The 18222-nt window shown below is 66.5% G+C and carries 14 protein-coding genes and 1 tRNA gene; 3 read left to right on the forward strand and 12 right to left on the reverse strand.

What is annotated here, in order from left to right; genetic code table 11:
* Positions 1–20: 20 nt before the first annotated feature.
* The 11 genes from AB0I66_RS38335 to AB0I66_RS38385 all read right to left on the reverse strand — a co-directional run bounded on the left by AB0I66_RS38335 (position 21) and on the right by AB0I66_RS38385 (position 14341).
* On the reverse strand, positions 21–3920 hold the full coding sequence (locus AB0I66_RS38335; RefSeq protein ID WP_361837202.1) for a DNA-directed RNA polymerase subunit beta': 3900 nt from the start codon (positions 3918–3920) through the stop codon (positions 21–23).
* A 96-nt stretch (positions 3921–4016) separates the two neighbouring features.
* On the reverse strand, positions 4017–7502 hold the full coding sequence (rpoB, locus tag AB0I66_RS38340; RefSeq protein WP_363212694.1) for a DNA-directed RNA polymerase subunit beta: 3486 nt from the start codon (positions 7500–7502) through the stop codon (positions 4017–4019).
* 589 nt (positions 7503–8091) lie between these two features.
* A complete protein-coding gene (gene rplL, locus AB0I66_RS38345; protein ID WP_160506646.1) occupies positions 8092–8472 on the reverse strand; it encodes a 50S ribosomal protein L7/L12 in 381 nt (126 codons plus the stop codon).
* 113 nt (positions 8473–8585) lie between these two features.
* Positions 8586–9116: a 50S ribosomal protein L10 gene (rplJ, locus tag AB0I66_RS38350; protein WP_363212695.1), complete on the reverse strand. Its 531-nt coding sequence runs from the start codon at positions 9114–9116 to the stop codon at positions 8586–8588.
* Between the two features lie 264 nt (positions 9117–9380).
* The gene (locus tag AB0I66_RS38355; protein ID WP_363212696.1) at positions 9381–10325 is read right to left on the reverse strand and encodes a hypothetical protein; all 945 of its coding nucleotides are present in this window, start codon (positions 10323–10325) and stop codon (positions 9381–9383) included.
* Between the two features lie 65 nt (positions 10326–10390).
* A complete protein-coding gene (locus AB0I66_RS38360) occupies positions 10391–11284 on the reverse strand; it encodes a hypothetical protein (protein WP_363212697.1) in 894 nt (297 codons plus the stop codon).
* A gap of 156 nt (positions 11285–11440) precedes the next feature.
* Positions 11441–12163, reverse strand: a complete 723-nt coding sequence (rplA, locus tag AB0I66_RS38365) for a 50S ribosomal protein L1 (protein ID WP_363212698.1) — start codon at positions 12161–12163, stop codon at positions 11441–11443.
* 87 nt (positions 12164–12250) lie between these two features.
* Positions 12251–12685, reverse strand: coding sequence for a 50S ribosomal protein L11 (gene rplK / locus AB0I66_RS38370; RefSeq protein ID WP_355803871.1), 435 nt, complete (start codon positions 12683–12685; stop codon positions 12251–12253).
* Between the two features lie 174 nt (positions 12686–12859).
* Complete coding sequence (gene nusG / locus AB0I66_RS38375; protein ID WP_363212699.1) at positions 12860–13780, reverse strand: transcription termination/antitermination protein NusG; 921 nt, start codon at positions 13778–13780, stop codon at positions 12860–12862.
* A gap of 89 nt (positions 13781–13869) precedes the next feature.
* Positions 13870–14157 (reverse strand): preprotein translocase subunit SecE, encoded by a 288-nt coding sequence (secE, locus tag AB0I66_RS38380; protein ID WP_160506639.1) that lies wholly within the window; start codon positions 14155–14157, stop codon positions 13870–13872.
* A 111-nt stretch (positions 14158–14268) separates the two neighbouring features.
* A tRNA-Trp gene (locus AB0I66_RS38385) sits at positions 14269–14341 on the reverse strand.
* Positions 14342–14522: 181 nt separating this feature from the next.
* Between AB0I66_RS38385 and AB0I66_RS38390 the strand changes: the two genes are divergently transcribed.
* Positions 14523–15749, forward strand: coding sequence for a pyridoxal phosphate-dependent aminotransferase (locus AB0I66_RS38390; protein ID WP_363212700.1), 1227 nt, complete (start codon positions 14523–14525; stop codon positions 15747–15749).
* Between the two features lie 126 nt (positions 15750–15875).
* The gene (locus AB0I66_RS38395; RefSeq protein ID WP_363212701.1) at positions 15876–16895 is read left to right on the forward strand and encodes an adenosine deaminase; all 1020 of its coding nucleotides are present in this window, start codon (positions 15876–15878) and stop codon (positions 16893–16895) included.
* On the opposite strand, the gene AB0I66_RS38400 is transcribed toward AB0I66_RS38395, so the two are convergent.
* The gene (locus tag AB0I66_RS38400) at positions 16885–17484 is read right to left on the reverse strand and encodes a TetR/AcrR family transcriptional regulator (protein ID WP_363212702.1); all 600 of its coding nucleotides are present in this window, start codon (positions 17482–17484) and stop codon (positions 16885–16887) included. The genes AB0I66_RS38395 and AB0I66_RS38400 overlap by 11 nt on opposite strands.
* An 87-nt stretch (positions 17485–17571) precedes the next feature.
* Between AB0I66_RS38400 and AB0I66_RS38405 the strand changes: the two genes are divergently transcribed.
* Entirely contained in the window at positions 17572–18204 is a 633-nt protein-coding gene (locus tag AB0I66_RS38405) for an NAD(P)H-binding protein (protein ID WP_363212704.1), read from the forward strand.
* Positions 18205–18222: the final 18 nt, after the last annotated feature.

Raw genomic sequence — 18222 nt, forward strand, 5'->3', positions numbered from 1 at the left:
AGCCAACTGGCTCGTCACGCCTACTGGTTGTAAGGCCCGTAGTCGTAGTCCTCCAGCGGTACAGCCTGACCCGAGCCCGTCCCGAAGGGCGAGTAGTCGATGTCGTCGTAGCCGACTGCCGAGTACATCGCGGCCTTGGCCTCTTCGGTCGGCTCCACCCGGATGTTGCGGTAGCGGGAGAGACCCGTACCGGCCGGGATGAGCTTACCGATGATGACGTTCTCCTTGAGGCCGATCAGGGAGTCGGACTTGGCGTTGATCGCCGCGTCCGTCAGGACCCTGGTCGTCTCCTGGAAGGAGGCCGCGGACAGCCACGACTCCGTTGCCAGCGAGGCCTTGGTGATACCCATCAGCTGCGGACGGCCGGAGGCCGGGTGGCCACCCTCCGTCACGACACGACGGTTCTCGGTCTCGAACTTCGAGCGCTCGACGAGCTCGCCCGGCAGCAGCTCCGCGTCGCCGGACTCGATGATCGTCACGCGGCGCAGCATCTGCCGGATGATGATCTCGATGTGCTTGTCGTGGATCGACACGCCCTGGCTGTTGTAGACCTTCTGGACTTCGCCGACCAGGTGGACCTGGACCGCGCGCTGACCGAGGATCCGCAGCACGTCGTGCGGGTTGGTGGCACCGAAGGTGAGCTTCTGGCCCACCTCGACGTGGTCACCCTCACGCACGAGGACCTTGGCGCGCTTCGAGATCGGGAAGGGAGTCTCGTCGCTGCCGTCGTCCGGCGTGACGACAATCTTCTTGGTCTTCTCGGTCTCCTCGATACGGATGCGGCCGGCCGCCTCCGAGATCGGGGCGACACCCTTGGGCGTACGAGCCTCGAAGAGCTCGACGACACGGGGCAGACCCTGGGTGATGTCGTCACCGGCCACACCACCGGTGTGGAAGGTACGCATCGTCAGCTGCGTGCCGGGCTCACCGATGGACTGGGCGGCGATGATGCCGACCGCCTCACCGATGTCGACCAGCTTGCCGGTGGCGAGCGAACGGCCGTAGCAGAAGGCACAGGTGCCGACCGCGGACTCACAGGTCAGGACCGAACGGGTCTTGACCTCCTCGACGCCGTTGGCGACCAGGGCGTCGATCAGGACGTCACCGAGGTCGACGTTGGCCGGCGCGATGACCTTGCCGTCGATGACGACGTCCTCGGCCAGCATGCGGGCGTACACCGAGGTCTCGACGTTCTCCGTCTTGCGGAGCACACCGTCCTCGCCCTTGACCGCGATCTTGAGCTTCAGACCGCGCTCGGTGCCACAGTCCTCCTCGCGAATGATGACGTCCTGAGAGACGTCGACCAGACGACGGGTGAGGTAACCGGAGTCAGCGGTACGGAGAGCCGTGTCCGCCAGACCCTTACGGGCACCGTGCGTGGAGATGAAGTACTCGAGGACCGAGAGGCCCTCACGGAACGATGCCTTGATCGGGCGCGGGATCGTCTCGTTCTTCGCGTTCGACACCAGACCACGCATACCGGCGATCTGACGCATCTGCATCATGTTTCCTCGGGCACCCGAGTCAACCATCATGAAGATGGGGTTCGTCTTGGGGAAGTTCGCGTTCATCGCCTCGGCAACCTCGTTGGTCGCCTTGGTCCAGATCGCGATGAGCTCCTGCGTGCGCTCGTCCTTGGTGATCAGACCGCGCTCGTACTGCTTCTGGACCTTCTCGTCCTGCGCCTCGTAGCCCGCGACGATCGCCTTCTTGGCCTCGGGGACCACGACGTCGGAGATGGCCACGGTGACACCGGAACGGGTCGCCCAGAAGAAGCCCGCCGCCTTCAGGTTGTCGAGCGTCGCCGCCACGATGACCTTGGGGTAGCGCTCGGCCAGGTCGTTGACGATCTCGGAGAGCTGCTTCTTGCCCACCGAGTAGTCGACGAACGGGTAGTCCTCGGGCAGCAGCTCGTTGAAGAGCGCGCGGCCCAGGGTCGTACGCAGCCGGAAGCTGTCGCCCTGCTGGTACTCCTGCTCGCCCTCTTCGACGGCCGGCGGGGTCCAGCCGCGCGGCGGGATGGTGCCCACCGGGAAGCGGATGTCGACCTTCGCCTGGAGCGAGAGCTCCTTGGCGTCGAACGCCATGGTCGCCTCGGCGGAGGAACCGAACGAACGGCCCTCACCGATGACCTTGCGCTCTTCCTCGTCCGTCGTGAGGAAGAAGAGACCGAGAACCATGTCCTGGGTCGGCATGGTGACGGGACGGCCGTCAGCCGGCTTCAGGATGTTGTTCGAGGACAGCATCAGGATGCGGGCCTCGGCCTGCGCCTCCGCGGAGAGCGGCAGGTGCACGGCCATCTGGTCACCGTCGAAGTCCGCGTTGAACGCGGTGCAGACGAGCGGGTGGATCTGAATGGCCTTGCCTTCGACCAGCTGCGGCTCGAAGGCCTGGATGCCGAGGCGGTGCAGCGTGGGCGCACGGTTCAGGAGAACCGGGTGCTCAGCGATGACCTCTTCCAGGACGTCGTACACGACCGTGCGGCCGCGCTCGACCATGCGCTTGGCCGACTTGATGTTCTGCGCGTGGTTGAGGTCAACCAGGCGCTTCATCACGAACGGCTTGAAGAGCTCCAGCGCCATGGCCTTCGGCAGACCACACTGGTGCAGCTTCAGCTGCGGGCCGACGACGATCACGGAACGCGCGGAGTAGTCCACACGCTTGCCGAGAAGGTTCTGACGGAAACGACCCTGCTTGCCCTTGAGCATGTCGCTCAGGGACTTCAGCGGGCGGTTGCCGGGACCGGTGACCGGGCGACCACGACGACCGTTGTCGAAGAGGGCGTCCACGGCCTCCTGGAGCATGCGCTTCTCGTTGTTCACGATGATCTCGGGCGCACCGAGGTCGAGAAGGCGCTTCAGGCGGTTGTTGCGGTTGATCACGCGGCGGTACAGGTCGTTCAGGTCGGAGGTCGCGAAGCGGCCACCGTCCAGCTGCACCATCGGACGCAGGTCCGGCGGGATGACCGGCACGCAGTCGAGCACCATGCCCTTGGGGCTGTTGCTGGTCTGCAGGAACGCGGAGACGACCTTGAGGCGCTTGAGCGCACGGGTCTTCTTCTGGCCCTTGCCGGTACGGATGATCTCGCGAAGCCGCTCGGCTTCCTCATCCAGGTCGAACGACTCAAGGCGCTTCTGCAGTGCAGCGGCACCCATCGAACCGTCGAAGTACGTGCCGAAGCGGTCACGCAGCTCGCGGTAGAGCAGCTCGTCACCCTCCAGGTCCTGGACCTTGAGGTTCTTGAAGCGGTTCCAGACCTCGTCGAGACGGTCGATCTCGCGCTGCGCACGGTCACGCAGCTGCTTCATCTCACGCTCGGCACCTTCGCGCACCTTGCGGCGTACGTCGGCCTTGGCGCCCTCGGCCTCAAGCTCGGCCAGGTCGGTCTCGAGCTTCTTGGCGCGGGCCTCCAGGTCGGAGTCGCGACGGTTCTCGACCTGCTGACGCTCCACGGAGACGTGCGCCTCCAGGGAGGGCAGGTCACGCGTACGGCGCTCCTCGTCCACGAACGTGATCATGTACGCCGCGAAGTAGATGACCTTCTCGAGGTCCTTCGGGGCGAGATCAAGCAGGTAGCCGAGGCGCGACGGAACGCCCTTGAAGTACCAGATGTGCGTGACAGGGGCGGCCAGCTCAATGTGGCCCATCCGCTCACGACGCACCTTGGCGCGAGTGACCTCGACGCCGCAGCGCTCGCAGATGATGCCCTTGAAGCGGACACGCTTGTACTTACCGCAGTAGCACTCCCAGTCCCGGGTCGGACCGAAGATCTTCTCGCAGAAGAGTCCGTCCTTTTCGGGCTTGAGCGTGCGGTAGTTGATGGTCTCCGGCTTCTTGACCTCGCCGTGGGACCACTGTCGGATGTCGTCCGCGGTGGCAAGGCCGATCCGCAGCTCGTCGAAGAAGTTGACGTCGAGCACTTTGTCGTCAATCCCTCTTTCGGGGTCGAGTCTCAATCATGGTCTGAACGGGTCCGGGGAGAGCCGGCCGGACACGAGGTCCGGCCGGCCAACCCGTCAGACCTCTTCGACGCTGCTCGGCTCGCGCCGGGACAGGTCGATACCGAGCTCCTCCGCCGCGCGGAAGACGTCCTCGTCGGTGTCGCGCATCTCGATGGACATGCCGTCCGAGGACAGCACCTCCACGTTGAGGCAGAGCGACTGCATTTCCTTGATGAGCACCTTGAAGGACTCGGGAATGCCGGGCTCGGGGATGTTCTCGCCCTTGACGATGGCCTCGTAGACCTTCACGCGGCCGGTCACGTCGTCGGACTTGATCGTCAGCAGCTCCTGGAGGGCGTATGCGGCGCCATAAGCCTCGAGCGCCCACACCTCCATCTCACCGAAGCGCTGACCACCGAACTGAGCCTTACCACCCAGCGGCTGCTGGGTGATCATGGAGTACGGACCGGTCGAACGGGCGTGGAGCTTGTCGTCGACCAGGTGGTGCAGCTTGAGGATGTACATGTACCCGATCGAGATCGGGTCCGGGAACGGCTCGCCGGAGCGACCGTCGAACAGCCGCGCCTTGCCGGACGGCAGGACCATGCGGTCGCCGTCGCGGTTCGGGACGGTGTGCTCGAGGAGGCCGGTCAGCTCGTCCTCGCGGGCGCCGTCGAAGACCGGGGTCGCGACGTTCGTCCGCGGGGCGACCTGGTCGGCGCCGATGCGCTGCAGGCTCTGCGCCCACTCCTCGCTGAGACCGGAGACGTCCCAGCCCTGGCTGGCGAGCCAGCCGAGGTGGATCTCCAGGACCTGACCCGGGTTCATTCGGGACGGGACACCCAGCGGGTTGAGGATGATGTCGACCGGCGTGCCGTCCTCAAGGAAGGGCATGTCCTCGATCGGAAGGATCTTGGAGATGACGCCCTTGTTGCCGTGACGACCGGCGAGCTTGTCACCGTCCGTGATCTTGCGCTTCTGCGCCACGTAGACACGAACCAGCTGGTTCACGCCCGGCGGCAGCTCGTCGCCCTCTTCACGGTCGAAGACGCGTACGCCGATGACCTTGCCGATCTCACCGTGCGGCACCTTCAGCGAGGTGTCGCGCACCTCGCGCGCCTTCTCACCGAAGATCGCGCGGAGCAGGCGCTCCTCGGGGGTCAGCTCGGTCTCGCCCTTGGGCGTGACCTTGCCGACGAGGATGTCGCCGGCGACGACCTCGGCACCGATACGGATGATGCCGCGCTCGTCGAGGTCGGCGAGGACCTCTTCGGAGACGTTCGGGATGTCCCGGGTGATCTCCTCCGGGCCCAGCTTGGTGTCACGGGCGTCGACCTCGTGCTCCTCGATGTGGATCGAGGAGAGGACGTCGTCCTGCACGAGGCGCTGCGACAGGATGATCGCGTCCTCGTAGTTGTGACCTTCCCAGGGCATGAACGCCACGAGCAGGTTCTTGCCGAGGGCCATTTCGCCCTCTTCGGTCGCGGGACCGTCGGCGAGGACCTGACCCTCGATGACCCGGGCGCCCTCGTCGACGACAACCTTCTGGTTGACCGAGGTGCCCTGGTTCGAGCGCGAGAACTTGGCGATGCGGTACGTGGTGTACGTGCCGTCGTCGTTCGTGACCGTGACGTAGTCCGCGGAGACTTCCTGGACCACACCGGCCTTCTCGGCCTTGATCACGTCACCGGCGTCGACCGCGCAGCGGTACTCCATGCCGGTGCCGACGAGGGGAGCCTCGGCGGTGATCAGCGGCACGGCCTGACGCATCATGTTCGCGCCCATGAGGGCACGGTTGGCGTCGTCGTGCTCGAGGAACGGGATCATCGCGGTCGCGACCGACACCATCTGGCGCGGCGAGACGTCCATGTAGTCGACGTCGTCGCCGGGGATGTAGTCGATCTCGCCGCCACGACGGCGGACGAGGACGCGCGCCTCGGTGAAGCGCATGTCCTCACCGAGCACGGCGTTGGCCTGGGCGATGACGAAGCGGTCCTCTTCGTCGGCCGTCAGGTAGTCGACGTCGTCGGTGACGACGCCCTCGACGACCTTGCGGTACGGCGTCTCGACGAAGCCGAACGCGTTGACGCGGCCGTACGAGGCGAGCGAACCGATCAGACCGATGTTGGGGCCTTCAGGCGTCTCGATCGGGCACATGCGGCCGTAGTGGGACGGGTGAACGTCACGGACCTCGAAGCCGGCCCGCTCACGGGAGAGACCACCCGGGCCAAGCGCCGACAGACGGCGCTTGTGGGTGAGACCCGACAGCGGGTTGTTCTGGTCCATGAACTGCGACAGCTGCGAGGTGCCGAAGAATTCCTTGATCGACGCCACGACCGGGCGAATGTTGATCAGGGTCTGCGGCGTGATCGCCTCGACGTCCTGGGTCGTCATGCGCTCACGCACGACGCGCTCCATACGAGCCAGACCCGTGCGGACCTGGTTCTGGATGAGCTCGCCGACGTTGCGCAGACGACGGTTGCCGAAGTGGTCGATGTCGTCGGTCTCGACGACGATCGACGTACCGCTGTCGCCAACGGTCTCGGTCTCACCGGCGTGCAGCTTCACCAGGTACTTGATCGAGGCGATGATGTCCTCGACCGTGAGGATGCCCGCGTCGAGCGGAGCGTCCGCACCCAGCTTCTTGTTCACCTTGTAGCGGCCGACCTTCGCGAGGTCGTAGCGCTTGGGGTTGAAGTAGAGGTTCTCAAGCAGGGTCTGAGCGGCCTCACGGGTCGGCGGCTCGCCCGGACGGAGCTTGCGGTAGATGTCGAGCAGCGCGTCGTCCTGGCCCTGGGTGTGGTCCTTCTCCAGGGTGGCGCGCATGGACTCGTACTCGCCGAACTCCTCGAGGATCTGCTCGGTCGTCCAACCGAGAGCCTTGAGCAGAACGGTGACCGACTGCTTGCGCTTGCGGTCGATGCGTACACCGACCATGTCGCGCTTGTCGATCTCCATCTCCAGCCAGGCACCCCGGGACGGGATGATCTTGGCGGAGAAGATGTCCTTGTCGGACGTCTTGTCGATCGAGGAATCGAAGTAGACACCCGGCGAACGGACCAGCTGCGACACGACGACACGCTCGGTGCCGTTGATGACGAAGGTGCCCTTGTTCGTCATGAGCGGGAAATCGCCCATGAAGACCGTCTGGGACTTGATCTCGCCGGTCTCGTTGTTGGTGAACTCGGCGGTGACGAAGAGCGGGGCGGCGAACGTGAAGTCGCGCTCCTTGCACTCGTCGATCGAGTTCTTCGGAGGCTCAAAACGGTGGTCGCGGAACGTCAGGGACATCGACCCGGAGAAGTCCTCGATGGGAGAGATCTCCTCGAAGATCTCCTCCAGACCGGACTTGGTGGGGACGTCCTGTCCACTGTCGAGAGCCGCCTCGACTCGACCCTTCCACGCTTCGTTCCCGAGCAGCCAGTCAAAGCTCTCGGTCTGCAGCGCAAGAAGGTTCGGAACCTCGAGGGGCTCCCTGATCTTTGCAAAGGAAATGCGCAGCGGGGCGGTGCTTGCGCCGTTGTTCGTATTCGCGGTCGAGGCAGTGCGCGAGGCGGCCAAGAGGGGGTCCTTCCGAGGGCTCGGACTCACTACGCGCGTACCGGTCCCAGGTTGGACGCAGGGACGGAACAACCCAGGTCAGGGAAAGTCCAGTCCACTGTGCTCAAGCATGGGCATGCCCCTGGTGACGGGCAGGAGGCAGCTAACAGGCAGCGCAAAGGGTCAGTGTAGCCACTAGGCCCACTGATGTCCAGTGCGGGTTTTTGAAGACCCTCGTTGTTCTCAACCCCTGCTGCAAGCCACGCCCTCGATGCACATCGATACTGCCCTCTTCGCCGTCGATCCATGCCTCGGATGCGGATCGATGTGACGACGCGTCCTGAGAATTGCGCGCTGCGTGCAGTTCGTCAAGGCCCCCCTGCCCCGACTTGGCTCTCAGCTCGTCACCGTCACGGCCGTTCCGGGGCACGACGAAGATCACCATACTCGTCGGGGCGGGCTTCGCAAGGCAGCCGTGGGGTGCGCCGGAGAACGCCGAAGGGCGACCACCCAGATGGGTGATCGCCCTTGACGTGCGCTGCCGGAAGCAGCGCCAAAAAGTCCTGCCGCCTACGCGCCCGCAGGCGCGCGGCAGACGACTCGCGAGGTGTTACTTGACCTCGACGGAGGCGCCGGCGGCCTTGAGGGACTCGGCAGCCTTCTCGGCGGCCTCCTTGGCGACCTTCTCGAGGACCGGCTTCGGGGTGCCGTCGACGAGGTCCTTGGCCTCCTTGAGACCCAGCGAGGTGAGCTCACGCACGACCTTGATGACCTGGATCTTCTTCTCGCCGGCGCCGGTGAGGATGACGTCGAACTCGTCCTGCTCCTCGGCAACCTCGGCGGCGGCGGCCGGGCCGGCCGGGGCAGCGGCGACGGCCGCGGCGGCGGTGACGTCGAACTTCTCCTCGAAGGCCTTCACGAACTCGGAGAGCTCGATGAGGGTGAGCTCCTCGAACTGGGCAAGCAGGTCTTCCTGGCTGAGCTTCGCCATGATGGGCGATCCTTCCACTAATTCGGCTGGTGCCGGGTGTATATGAAGGCGGGCGTACGTTTGGCCCGCTGCGACCGTCGCCCTAGCGGGCGGCGATCAATGCGCGAGCCGAATTACTCGGCACCGCCCTGCTCGGCCTTCTTGGCGCGAAGCGCTTCCGCGGTGCGGACGAACTTCGACGGCAGAGCCTGGAAGAGCTGCGCAGTCTGCGTCTGCTTGCCCTTCATGGCACCGGCCAGCTTGGCGAGCAGAACCTCGCGGGACTCGAGGTCCGCGAGCTTCTTGATCTCGTCGGCGGACAGCGCCTTGCCGTCAAGGACACCGCCCTTGATGACGAGGTTGGGGTTGTCCTTGGCGAAGTCACGAAGACCCTTCGCCGACTCCACCGGGTCACCGGTGACGAAGGCAACAGCGGTCGGACCCGCGAACAGGTCGTCCAGCTGGTTGATCCCGGCCTGGTTGGCCGCGATCTTGGTCAGCGTGTTCTTCACCACGGCGTACTCGGAGTTCTCACCGAGCGAACGGCGCAGCTGCTTGAGCTGGGCCACGGTGAGACCCCGGTACTCGGTCAGCACGGCGGCGTTCGAGCTGCGGAACTTGTCCGTGAGCTCGGCTACCGCGGCAGCCTTGTCGGGCGTCGGCATAGAGCGTCGGCCTCCTTCCGGGTGATGAGGACCGCTCAGAAGGGGCTGACAAAACAAAACGCCCCGGCGCAGGCGCCGGGGCATGAGCTCGACCTGACGGAACACCGTCCGGGAGCACTCACTTCCACAGTCACCTACGCGGGTCGTCCGCAGTTTCAGCGGATCCTTCGGCCACCGCACACTCTTGCGAGCACACGGCAACGACCAGCGGTCTTTGGCTTCTGTGGAAGAGTACGCGAACGGGTTCGCGTCAAGCAAATCGGCTCAGAGTCCGCTGTCCGAGCCCATGTCCGCACCGCTCTTCTCGAGCTCCTTGAACATCTCCATCAGGTCGAAGGTCTCGCCGGCCGGCGGAGCGGACACCTTGGCGGTGGCCCCGTAGTCCGAGAACTTCTGCGAGGTCTTCATCGTGCCCTCGGGGCTCTTGATGTCGATGTCCATGCGAACGGGATAGTCGTCCTCATTGACCCAGACCTCGGTGTCGTAACCCTTGATGCCCGACTTCTCGATGCCCTTGAAGAGCTCGTCGCGCTCGCTCTTGCTGAGCAGGTCGCTCAGGCCCTTGTTCGACTCCATCATCTCCTTGACGGAGAGACGGCCCTTGTAACGCTGGGTCTGCACGCCGTCGACCTTGGCCGGGCCGGCGTGCTTCAGGTTCGGCGAGTCCAGGAGCATCGCGAGCTGCTGCGCCGGGTCCTGGTTCATGCTGTCCAGGCCGCCGGTCATCTGCTTCGCGAGCTTCTCGTCACCGGCCTGCTCGGCGATGGTGTTGAGGTCCATCTTCATCCACCGCTTGCCGTCCATGTCCTTGGCGGCGACAGCCCCCATGTCCATGTACATCACGTTGTCGAGCCAGCGCATCCGGATCTCCTTCGGAGCCTCCGGGTCGCCTTCCGTGAGCGCCGAGCCCGACATCGTCATGTCCATGACGGTCGGGTCCCAGCCCATCACGCCGGACATCTTCATGTCCCCGGACGCGCCGGCCATCGACTTCGGCGCCGACATCGTCATCTCGACCTTGGCCGACTTGGCCTTCGAGGTCTTCTCGTACGCCGCCGTGATGACCTCGGTCACCTGCGACCGGGACTGGGTCTCCCCCGAGCCCGCCCCGCTCGCCTTGCCGTCCTTGTCGGAGCCGCCGCAAGCCACCGCACCCGTACAAAGCAGCGTGGTGGCGAGCACGGCGCCCGCCATTCTCTTCACAGTCATGACCCCACCCCTAGGAACACATGATCGACACAATTCTGTGTGGTGAGACTACCCGAAGGGCGAGATCAGGCCTGCGGCTGCTGGTTCATGAGGTCCTTGAAGCTCATGGTGTCCGAGGCCGCGGGCTTCTCCACGGAGACCGGGGTGCCGTAGTCGCTGTAGTAGACCGTCTGATTGAAGGAACCGGTCTTCATGTCGGCCTTCTCGGTCTTCTTGACCAGCAGATCGTCGTCGTTGACCCAGATGTCGATCGTCTCGGTGCTCATCCCCGCCTGGCTGAACTGCTTCTTCAGCTCGGCCAGTTGGGACGCGTCCAGGTCGGCGTTCTTGCCCGTCAGATCGGCGACGTCGACCTCGCCGGAGTAGTGCGTCGTCTTCGTGCCGCGCACCGTCTCCTCGCCCACACGCTTCACGTCACCCGAGGCCAGCAGCATCTTGACCGACTGGTTCGGGGTGGTGTTCTGCATCTGGTCCTTGAAGGCGTCACCGGCAGCGCCGCCCAACTCGGCCAGCGTCTCGTAGTCGTACTCGATCCAGTGCTTGCCGCCGCCGGCCTGCGAGGCGAACTGGTCGCCCATGTTCGCGTAGAAGCCCGTCTTCAGATAGCGGTAGTCGATCTTCGACTGGCCCATCTGCTTCATCTGGTCGGCCTGGGTGCCGCCGGTGAGGGTCGCGGTGACATTGCCGGTGATGCCGTCCGACCACGCCATGGCGCCGTCCATGTTCATCGACATCTGGGTGCCCATGACCGTCTTGCCCTCGATCTTGGCCGAGTCGGCGTCGTCGGTCTTGTCCTCGATGGAGCGCAGGGCAGCTATGGGGCTGAGGGCGACGGAACCGTTCTTCTTGTCCTTCGCGTCACCGTCACCGCCGCCGGAGGAGCCACAGGCCGCGACCCCGGTCAGCGCGGCGGCCACCGCGATCGACAGGCCCGCGCGTCGCATGGTCGTGCTGTTCATGACATCCCACCCCTTGTACTCGTGTGAATCCTGCACGCTAGCGCAGTCCACCGACAGCTCTGACGGACATGCACGCATACGAGGACGGGCCCCGCACCTCGAAAGGTTGCGGGGCCCGTCACACAGAACGCGTACGCGACGCGACTGCCGTCAGAATCAGACGGCGGCCGGGTCCTCCTCGACGAGGAGGTTGCGGGTGCGGTTGCTGTCCAGCGGAATGCCGGGGCCCATCGTGGTGGCCAGCGCGGCCTTCTTGATGTAGCGGCCCTTGGCGGCCGACGGCTTCAGACGGAGGATCTCCTCCAGCGCCGCGGCGTAGTTCTCCACCAGCTTGGTCTCGTCGAAGGAGACCTTGCCGATGATGAAGTGCAGGTTCGAGTGCTTGTCGACGCGGAACTCGATCTTGCCGCCCTTGATGTCGTTGACAGCCTTCACGACGTCGGGGGTGACGGTGCCGGTCTTCGGGTTCGGCATCAGACCACGCGGACCGAGCACGCGGCCGAGGCGGCCGACCTTGCCCATGAGGTCCGGGGTGGCGACGACGGCGTCGAAGTCCAGGCGGCCCTTCGCGACCTCGTCGATGAGCTCGTCGGCGCCGACGATGTCGGCCCCAGCGGCTTCCGCGGCCGCAGCACGGTCACCGGTCGCGAAGACCAGGACCCGGGCGGTCTTGCCGGTGCCGTGCGGGAGGTTCACGGTGCCACGGACCATCTGGTCGGCCTTGCGCGGGTCGACACCCAGGCGGAAGGCGACCTCGACGGTGCCGTCGAACTTGGTCGCGGAGGTCTCCTTGGCGAGACGGACGGCCTCGAGCGGGGCGTAGAGCTTGTCCCGGTCGATCTTGGCGTCCGCAGCGCGGAGAGTCTTGCTGCGCTTCACTTCTGCTCCTGGTGGTTTCAGGTGTGGAGTCGTGGTGCGGACCAGCGCTTGGCCCTACCACTGAGAAAGGTCAGACGGGGAAAGCTCTTAGCCCTCGACCGTGATGCCCATGGAACGGGCGGTGCCGGCGATGATCTTCGACGCGGCGTCCAGGTCGTTGGCGTTGAGGTCTTCCATCTTGGTGGTGGCGATCTCGCGGACCTGCGCCTCGGTGATCTTGGCGACCTTGGTCTTGTGCGGCTCGCCGGAGCCCTTCTCGACACCCGCGGCCTTGAGGATCATCTTGGCGGCCGGCGGAGTCTTGGTGATGAAGGTGAAGGAGCGGTCTTCGTAGACCGTGATCTCCACCGGGATCACCCAGCCACGCTGCGACTCGGTCGCGGCGTTGTAGGCCTTGCAGAACTCCATGATGTTGACGCCGTGCTGGCCCAGCGCGGGGCCGACCGGCGGGGCCGGGTTGGCTGCGCCGGCCTGGATCTGGAGCTTGATAAGCCCCGTGACCTTCTTCTTCTTGGGAGGCATTGCTCTCTCCGGGTCCTAGTGAGAGTTTCCAGCCACCATCCAGTCATCCGGATGGAGGCATACCGCACCACGATAACGGGTATCGTCCTGCGGCCAAAAACCGAGCAGGTCAGACAGGCTTTGGCAGCCCGTCTGACCTGGTCGGAGGCGTATGTTCCAGAGGAGCCGCGAGGGCTAGTTCTTCTGGATCTGGTCGAAGCTGAGCTCGACCGGGGTCTCGCGGCCGAAGATCTCGACGAGACCCTTGACCTTCTTGGAGTCGGCGTTGATCTCGTTGATCGTCGCCTGCAGCGTCGCGAACGGGCCGTCGGTGACGGTGACCGAGTCGCCGACCTCGAAGTCGAGGACCTGGACCTCGACCTTGCGGGACGGAGCCGGCTTGCCCTCGGCCTCGGCGGCCTCGCGGGCGGCCTTCTCCTCGGCCTCCGGAGCGAGCATCTTGACGATCTCGTCCAGGGTCAGGGGGTACGGGTCGTAGGCGTTGCCCACGAAGCCGGTGACGCCGGGGGTGTTGCGGACGACGCCCCAGGACTCGTTCGTCAGGTCCATGCGCACCAGGACGTATCCGGGAAGCTTGTTCTGCCGGATGGTCTTGCGCTCGCCGTTCTTGATCTGCGCGACCTCTTCCTGCGGCACCTCGGCCTGGAAGATGAAGTCCTCGACGTTCAGCGAGACGGCACGCTGCTCGAGGTTGGTCTTCACGCGGTTCTCGTAACCGGCGTAGGTGTGGATGACGTACCACTCGCCGGGCAGGGTGCGGAGCTCGTCGCGCAGGGCCACGATCGGGTCGACCGGCTCGGCCTCTTCTTCGGCCTCAGCAGCCTCCGCGTCATCCGCGGACTCAGCCTCGGCGCCCTCGGCGCCCTCGACGTCCTCGTCGGACTCGGCGGCGGCTTCCTCGCCGGCCTCGACGTCGTCGTCGGACTCGGTGTCGGTCTCGACGTGCAGCGCCGACTCTTCGGCGGGTGCGCCCGCGGCGGCGTCGGCAGCCTCGGCCTGGTCCGGGTCCTCGGAGTCCGCCGCCTCGACGATGTCGAGCTGGTCCTCCACGGACTCCGCCGACTCGATGGCGTCGTTCAGGTTCGGGTCAGACACGGTGGCTGCTTCTTCCTGGATACAGAGGGGTGGAACGCGCGAAACGGGCGCCGGGTACGGCGCCCTTCGCTCTCGGCTCAGCCATCGGCTCAGCCGAAGACGTACTTGACGGCCTGGTTGAACCCATAGTCAATCACGGTCACAAGGCCGATCATGATGACGACGAAGACAATCACCACGGTGGTGTACGTCGTGAGCTGACTGCGAGTCGGCCAGACGACCTTGCGGAGTTCCGCGACGATCTGGCGGTAGAAGAGCGCGAGACGGCCGAAGGGGCCCTTCTTGCCGCGCTTGCCGCCCTTGCGGGCCTTCTTCTTGGAGTCCGGCGCCTCGTCCTGGGCATCAGGCATGTCGATGGAGCCCACGGCGTCCGTCACTCGTCCTCACCTGATTCCGGGTCGTGGCCGTGCCGCGCCCGGTATGAGCCGCACGGCGGTGCAATGCAGTACGTACATGTGCGCACACATCCTGGCGAAAGGAGTGTGTAGCAGGGCCGGAGGGACTTGAACCCCCAACCGCTGGTTTTGGAGACCAGTGCTCTACCAATTGAGCTACGACCCTTTGATTTCCCCCAACCTACCGCATCCGCCCGGGTGCACAGAGTGCGAGGAGAAGGTGCGGCCGGTGAGGGCCAACGAGCAGTGAGTGTACGTGCTCTGCGGCGCCCCGTCGAACAGAAACGGATCCGGCGGTCTCGCAAAGCCGCGTGCCCAGGGTCTTTCCGGTCTGGAACGATGGGGCGATGAGCGCTTCCACTTCTCCCACCGAGCGCCGGGTCTCCGCCCGTATCGGCGCGATCTCCGAGTCCGCGACCCTCGCTGTCGACGCCAAGGCGAAGGCCCTCAAGGCCGCCGGGCGGCCGGTGATCGGGTTCGGCGCGGGTGAGCCCGACTTCCCGACGCCCGACTACATCGTCGAAGCCGCCGTCGAGGCCTGCAAGAACCCGAAGTACCACCGCTACACCCCGGCCGGCGGCCTCCCCGAGCTCAAGGCCGCGATCGCCGCGAAGACGCTGCGCGATTCCGGGTACGAGGTCGACGCCTCGCAGGTACTGGTGACGAACGGCGGCAAGCAGGCCATCTACCAGGCGTTCGCCGCGATCCTCGACCCGGGTGACGAGGTCATCGTGCCGGCTCCCTACTGGACGACGTACCCGGAGTCGATCCGTCTCGCGGGCGGTGTGCCGGTCGATGTCGTCGCCGACGAGACCACGGGCTACCGCGTCTCGGTGGAGCAGCTGGAGGCGGCGCGCACGGAGCGCACGAAGGTCGTCCTCTTCGTGTCGCCGTCCAACCCCACGGGCGCCGTCTACAGCGAGGCCGACGCCGAGGCGATCGGCCGCTGGGCCGTCGAGCACGGCCTGTGGGTGATGACCGACGAGATCTACGAACACCTCGTCTACGGAGACGCGAGGTTCACCTCGCTCCCGGCGATCCTGCCCGAGCTGCGCGACAAGTGCATCGTGGTCAACGGCGTCGCCAAGACGTACGCGATGACCGGCTGGCGCGTGGGGTGGATCGTCGGCCCGAAGGACGTCGTGAAGGCCGCGACGAACCTGCAGTCGCACGCCACGTCGAACGTCTCCAACGTCGCGCAGGTGGCGGCCATCGCGGCCGTCTCCGGCGAGCTGACCGCCGTCGAGAAGATGCGCGAGGCCTTCGACCGGCGCCGCAGGACGATGGTGCGGATGCTGAACGACATCGAGGGCGTGTTCTGCCCCGAGCCGGAGGGCGCCTTCTACGCGTACCCCTCGGTGAAGGGCCTCATCGGCAAGGAGATCCGTGGCAAGCGCCCGCAGGACTCCGTGGAGCTCGCCGCGCTGATCCTGGAGGAGGCCGAGGTCGCGGTCGTCCCGGGCGAGGCCTTCGGGACGCCGGGATACCTGCGCCTTTCGTACGCCTTGGGTGACGAGGACCTCGTCGAGGGCGTCTCGCGCATCCAGAAGCTGCTTGCCGAGGCCCGCGACTAGGCCCTTCCAGTTTTGGTACGTGGGCCGTCTCCCGCTCCGGGAGGCGGCCCGCTTCTTCGTTCGGGGAAGGCCACGAAGGGGGAAAGTGGCTTCCGGGACGCCACGTGCGTACGGCAAGATCCTGGAATGGAGCGTGTACGTGACGTAAGAGAGCTGCCCAAGGCCCATCTGCATCTGCACTTCACCGGGTCGATGCGGCCCACGACCCTGCTGGAGCTCGCCGACAAGTACGGCGTGCGGCTGCCCCCGGCGCTGACCGGCGGTGAGCCTCCGCAGCTGCGGGCGACCGATGAACGCGGGTGGTTCCGCTTCCAGCGGCTCTACGACATGGCGCGGTCCTGCCTGCGGGAGCCCGACGACATCCGGCGCCTGGTGCGGGAGGCCGCCGAGGAGGACATCCGGGACGGGTCGGGGTGGCTGGAGATCCAGGTCGACCCGACGTCGTACGCGCCGCGGCTCGGTGGGCTCATCCCGGCCCTGGAAATCATCCTGGACGCCGTCGAGAGCGCCTCGCGGGACACCGGCCTCGGAATGCGCGTGCTCGTCGCCGCGAACCGCATGAAGCACCCTCTGGACGCCCGCACGCTGGCCCGCCTCGCGGTGCGGTACGCCGACCGCGGCATCGTCGGCTTCGGGCTCTCCAACGACGAACGCCGGGGCTTCGCGCGGGACTTCGACCGGGCCTTCGCGATCGCGCGGGACGGCGGCCTGCTCGCCGCCCCGCACGGCGGTGAGCTGAGCGGTCCGTCGTCGGTGCGGGACTGCCTGGACGACCTGCACGCGGGGCGGATCGGGCACGGGGTGCGGGCGGCGGAGGACCCGCGGCTCCTGAAGCGGCTCGCCGACCGGGGTGTGACGTGCGAGGTGTGCCCGGCGTCGAACGTGGCCCTGGGCGTCTACGAGAAGCCCGAGGACGTACCGCTGCGCACCTTGTACGACGCCGGGGTGCCGATGGCACTGGGGGCCGACGACCCGCTGCTCTTCGGGTCACGGCTGGCCGCGCAGTACGAGATCGCGCGCAAGCACCACGCCTTCGACGACAGCGAGCTTGCCGAGCTCGCCCGGCAGTCGGTGCGCGGCTCGGCGGCCCCCGTAGACGTACGGGAAAAGCTGCTCTCGGGCATCGAGGAGTGGCTCAGCGGCTGATGCCCGCGAGGAGCGTGCGGGCGAGGGCGGCGGCGAACTCCTCGACGGGCTGCGGGGGTTGCTTGCCGACCGTGGAGTCGTAGGCGAAGGCGCGCTGGGCGCAGGCCCCCAGGAGGAGCGAGGCGGCCGCGAAGGTGTCGGCGCCGGGGGCGATCCGGCCTGCGTCGCGTTCGGTGCGGAGGTAGGCGTCGAGGGCCTCGATGGGCACGTGCGGGCCCGTGCCCATCTCCTGCATGGAGTCTTCGTGGCGGCGCTTGAGCCTGGTCTCGGCGTACAGGGACGCGGCGATCGGGAAGCTCTGGGCGTAGAAGTGGCTGGCCAGGCGGGCGATCTCGGCGAGGTTCTCCTCCACGGGGCGCTCCCCCGGGTCCTCCGCGAGGCGGCGCAGGAGGGGGCCGAGCCGGGGCAGCCTCTCCTGGAGGACGCCCACGAACAGCTCCTCCTTGCTCGCGAAGTGCTTGTAGAGGGCTGCTTCGGAGCAGCCCGCCGCCTTGGCGATCTCCTTGGTGGTGGCACGGGCGAGGCCGATGGTGAGCATGAGGTCGTGCGCCGCGTCGAGGATGCGGGCCCGGGTGGGCTTCTGCTGCATGTGCCGTCCAACCAACCTTGACGAAGAGGTGAGCGGATACTCACCCTAGGGGTGAGTGAATACTTACCCACCTGGGGAGGGTGTCCGATGAGGCTCACGGTGTTCGGTGCGACCGGAGGTGTCGGCGGGGAAATCGTCCGGCAGGCGCTGGCGGCGGGCCACGAGGTCACGGCAGTCGTGCGTGACCCCGCGCGGCTCACGGCGAAGGGCGAGGGCCTTGAGGTGTTCCGGGCCGACCTGACCGATACGGAGGCCCTGCGGGCGGCGGTGGCCGGACGGGACGCGGTCCTCTCGGGGCTCGGGCCGCACGGCAGGGCGGACGCGGGGATCGCGGCGCCGCTCACGCGTTCGGTGCTGCACGCGATGGAGGCCGAGGAAGTGCGCAGGCTGGTGGTGGTGAGCGCGTCGCCGGTGGGGCCCCCTCCCGAGCGCCAGACCGTGCTCGACCGGATAGCGGGCGTCCTGGTCAGCAAGATCCTTAAGCCGGTGTACGACGATCTGCGGGCCATGGAGGCGGCGCTGGCGGCCAGCGCGACGGACTGGACGTCCGTGCGGCCGCCGAGGCTTCAGGACAAGCCGGCCACGGGCGTCTACCGCCGGGTCGTCGGGGGCACGCCCACCAGCGGACGGTTCATCGGCAGGGCCGACGTGGCGCACGCGATGCTGGCGGCGGTCGACGACCTGACGACGGTGAAGCAGGGCGTGGGCGTGGCCTATTAGGGACCGCGCCCGCCGGGG

It is taken from the genome of Streptomyces sp. NPDC050439, from assembly GCF_040655335.1.
In the GTDB taxonomy this organism is placed as follows: domain Bacteria; phylum Actinomycetota; class Actinomycetes; order Streptomycetales; family Streptomycetaceae; genus Streptomyces.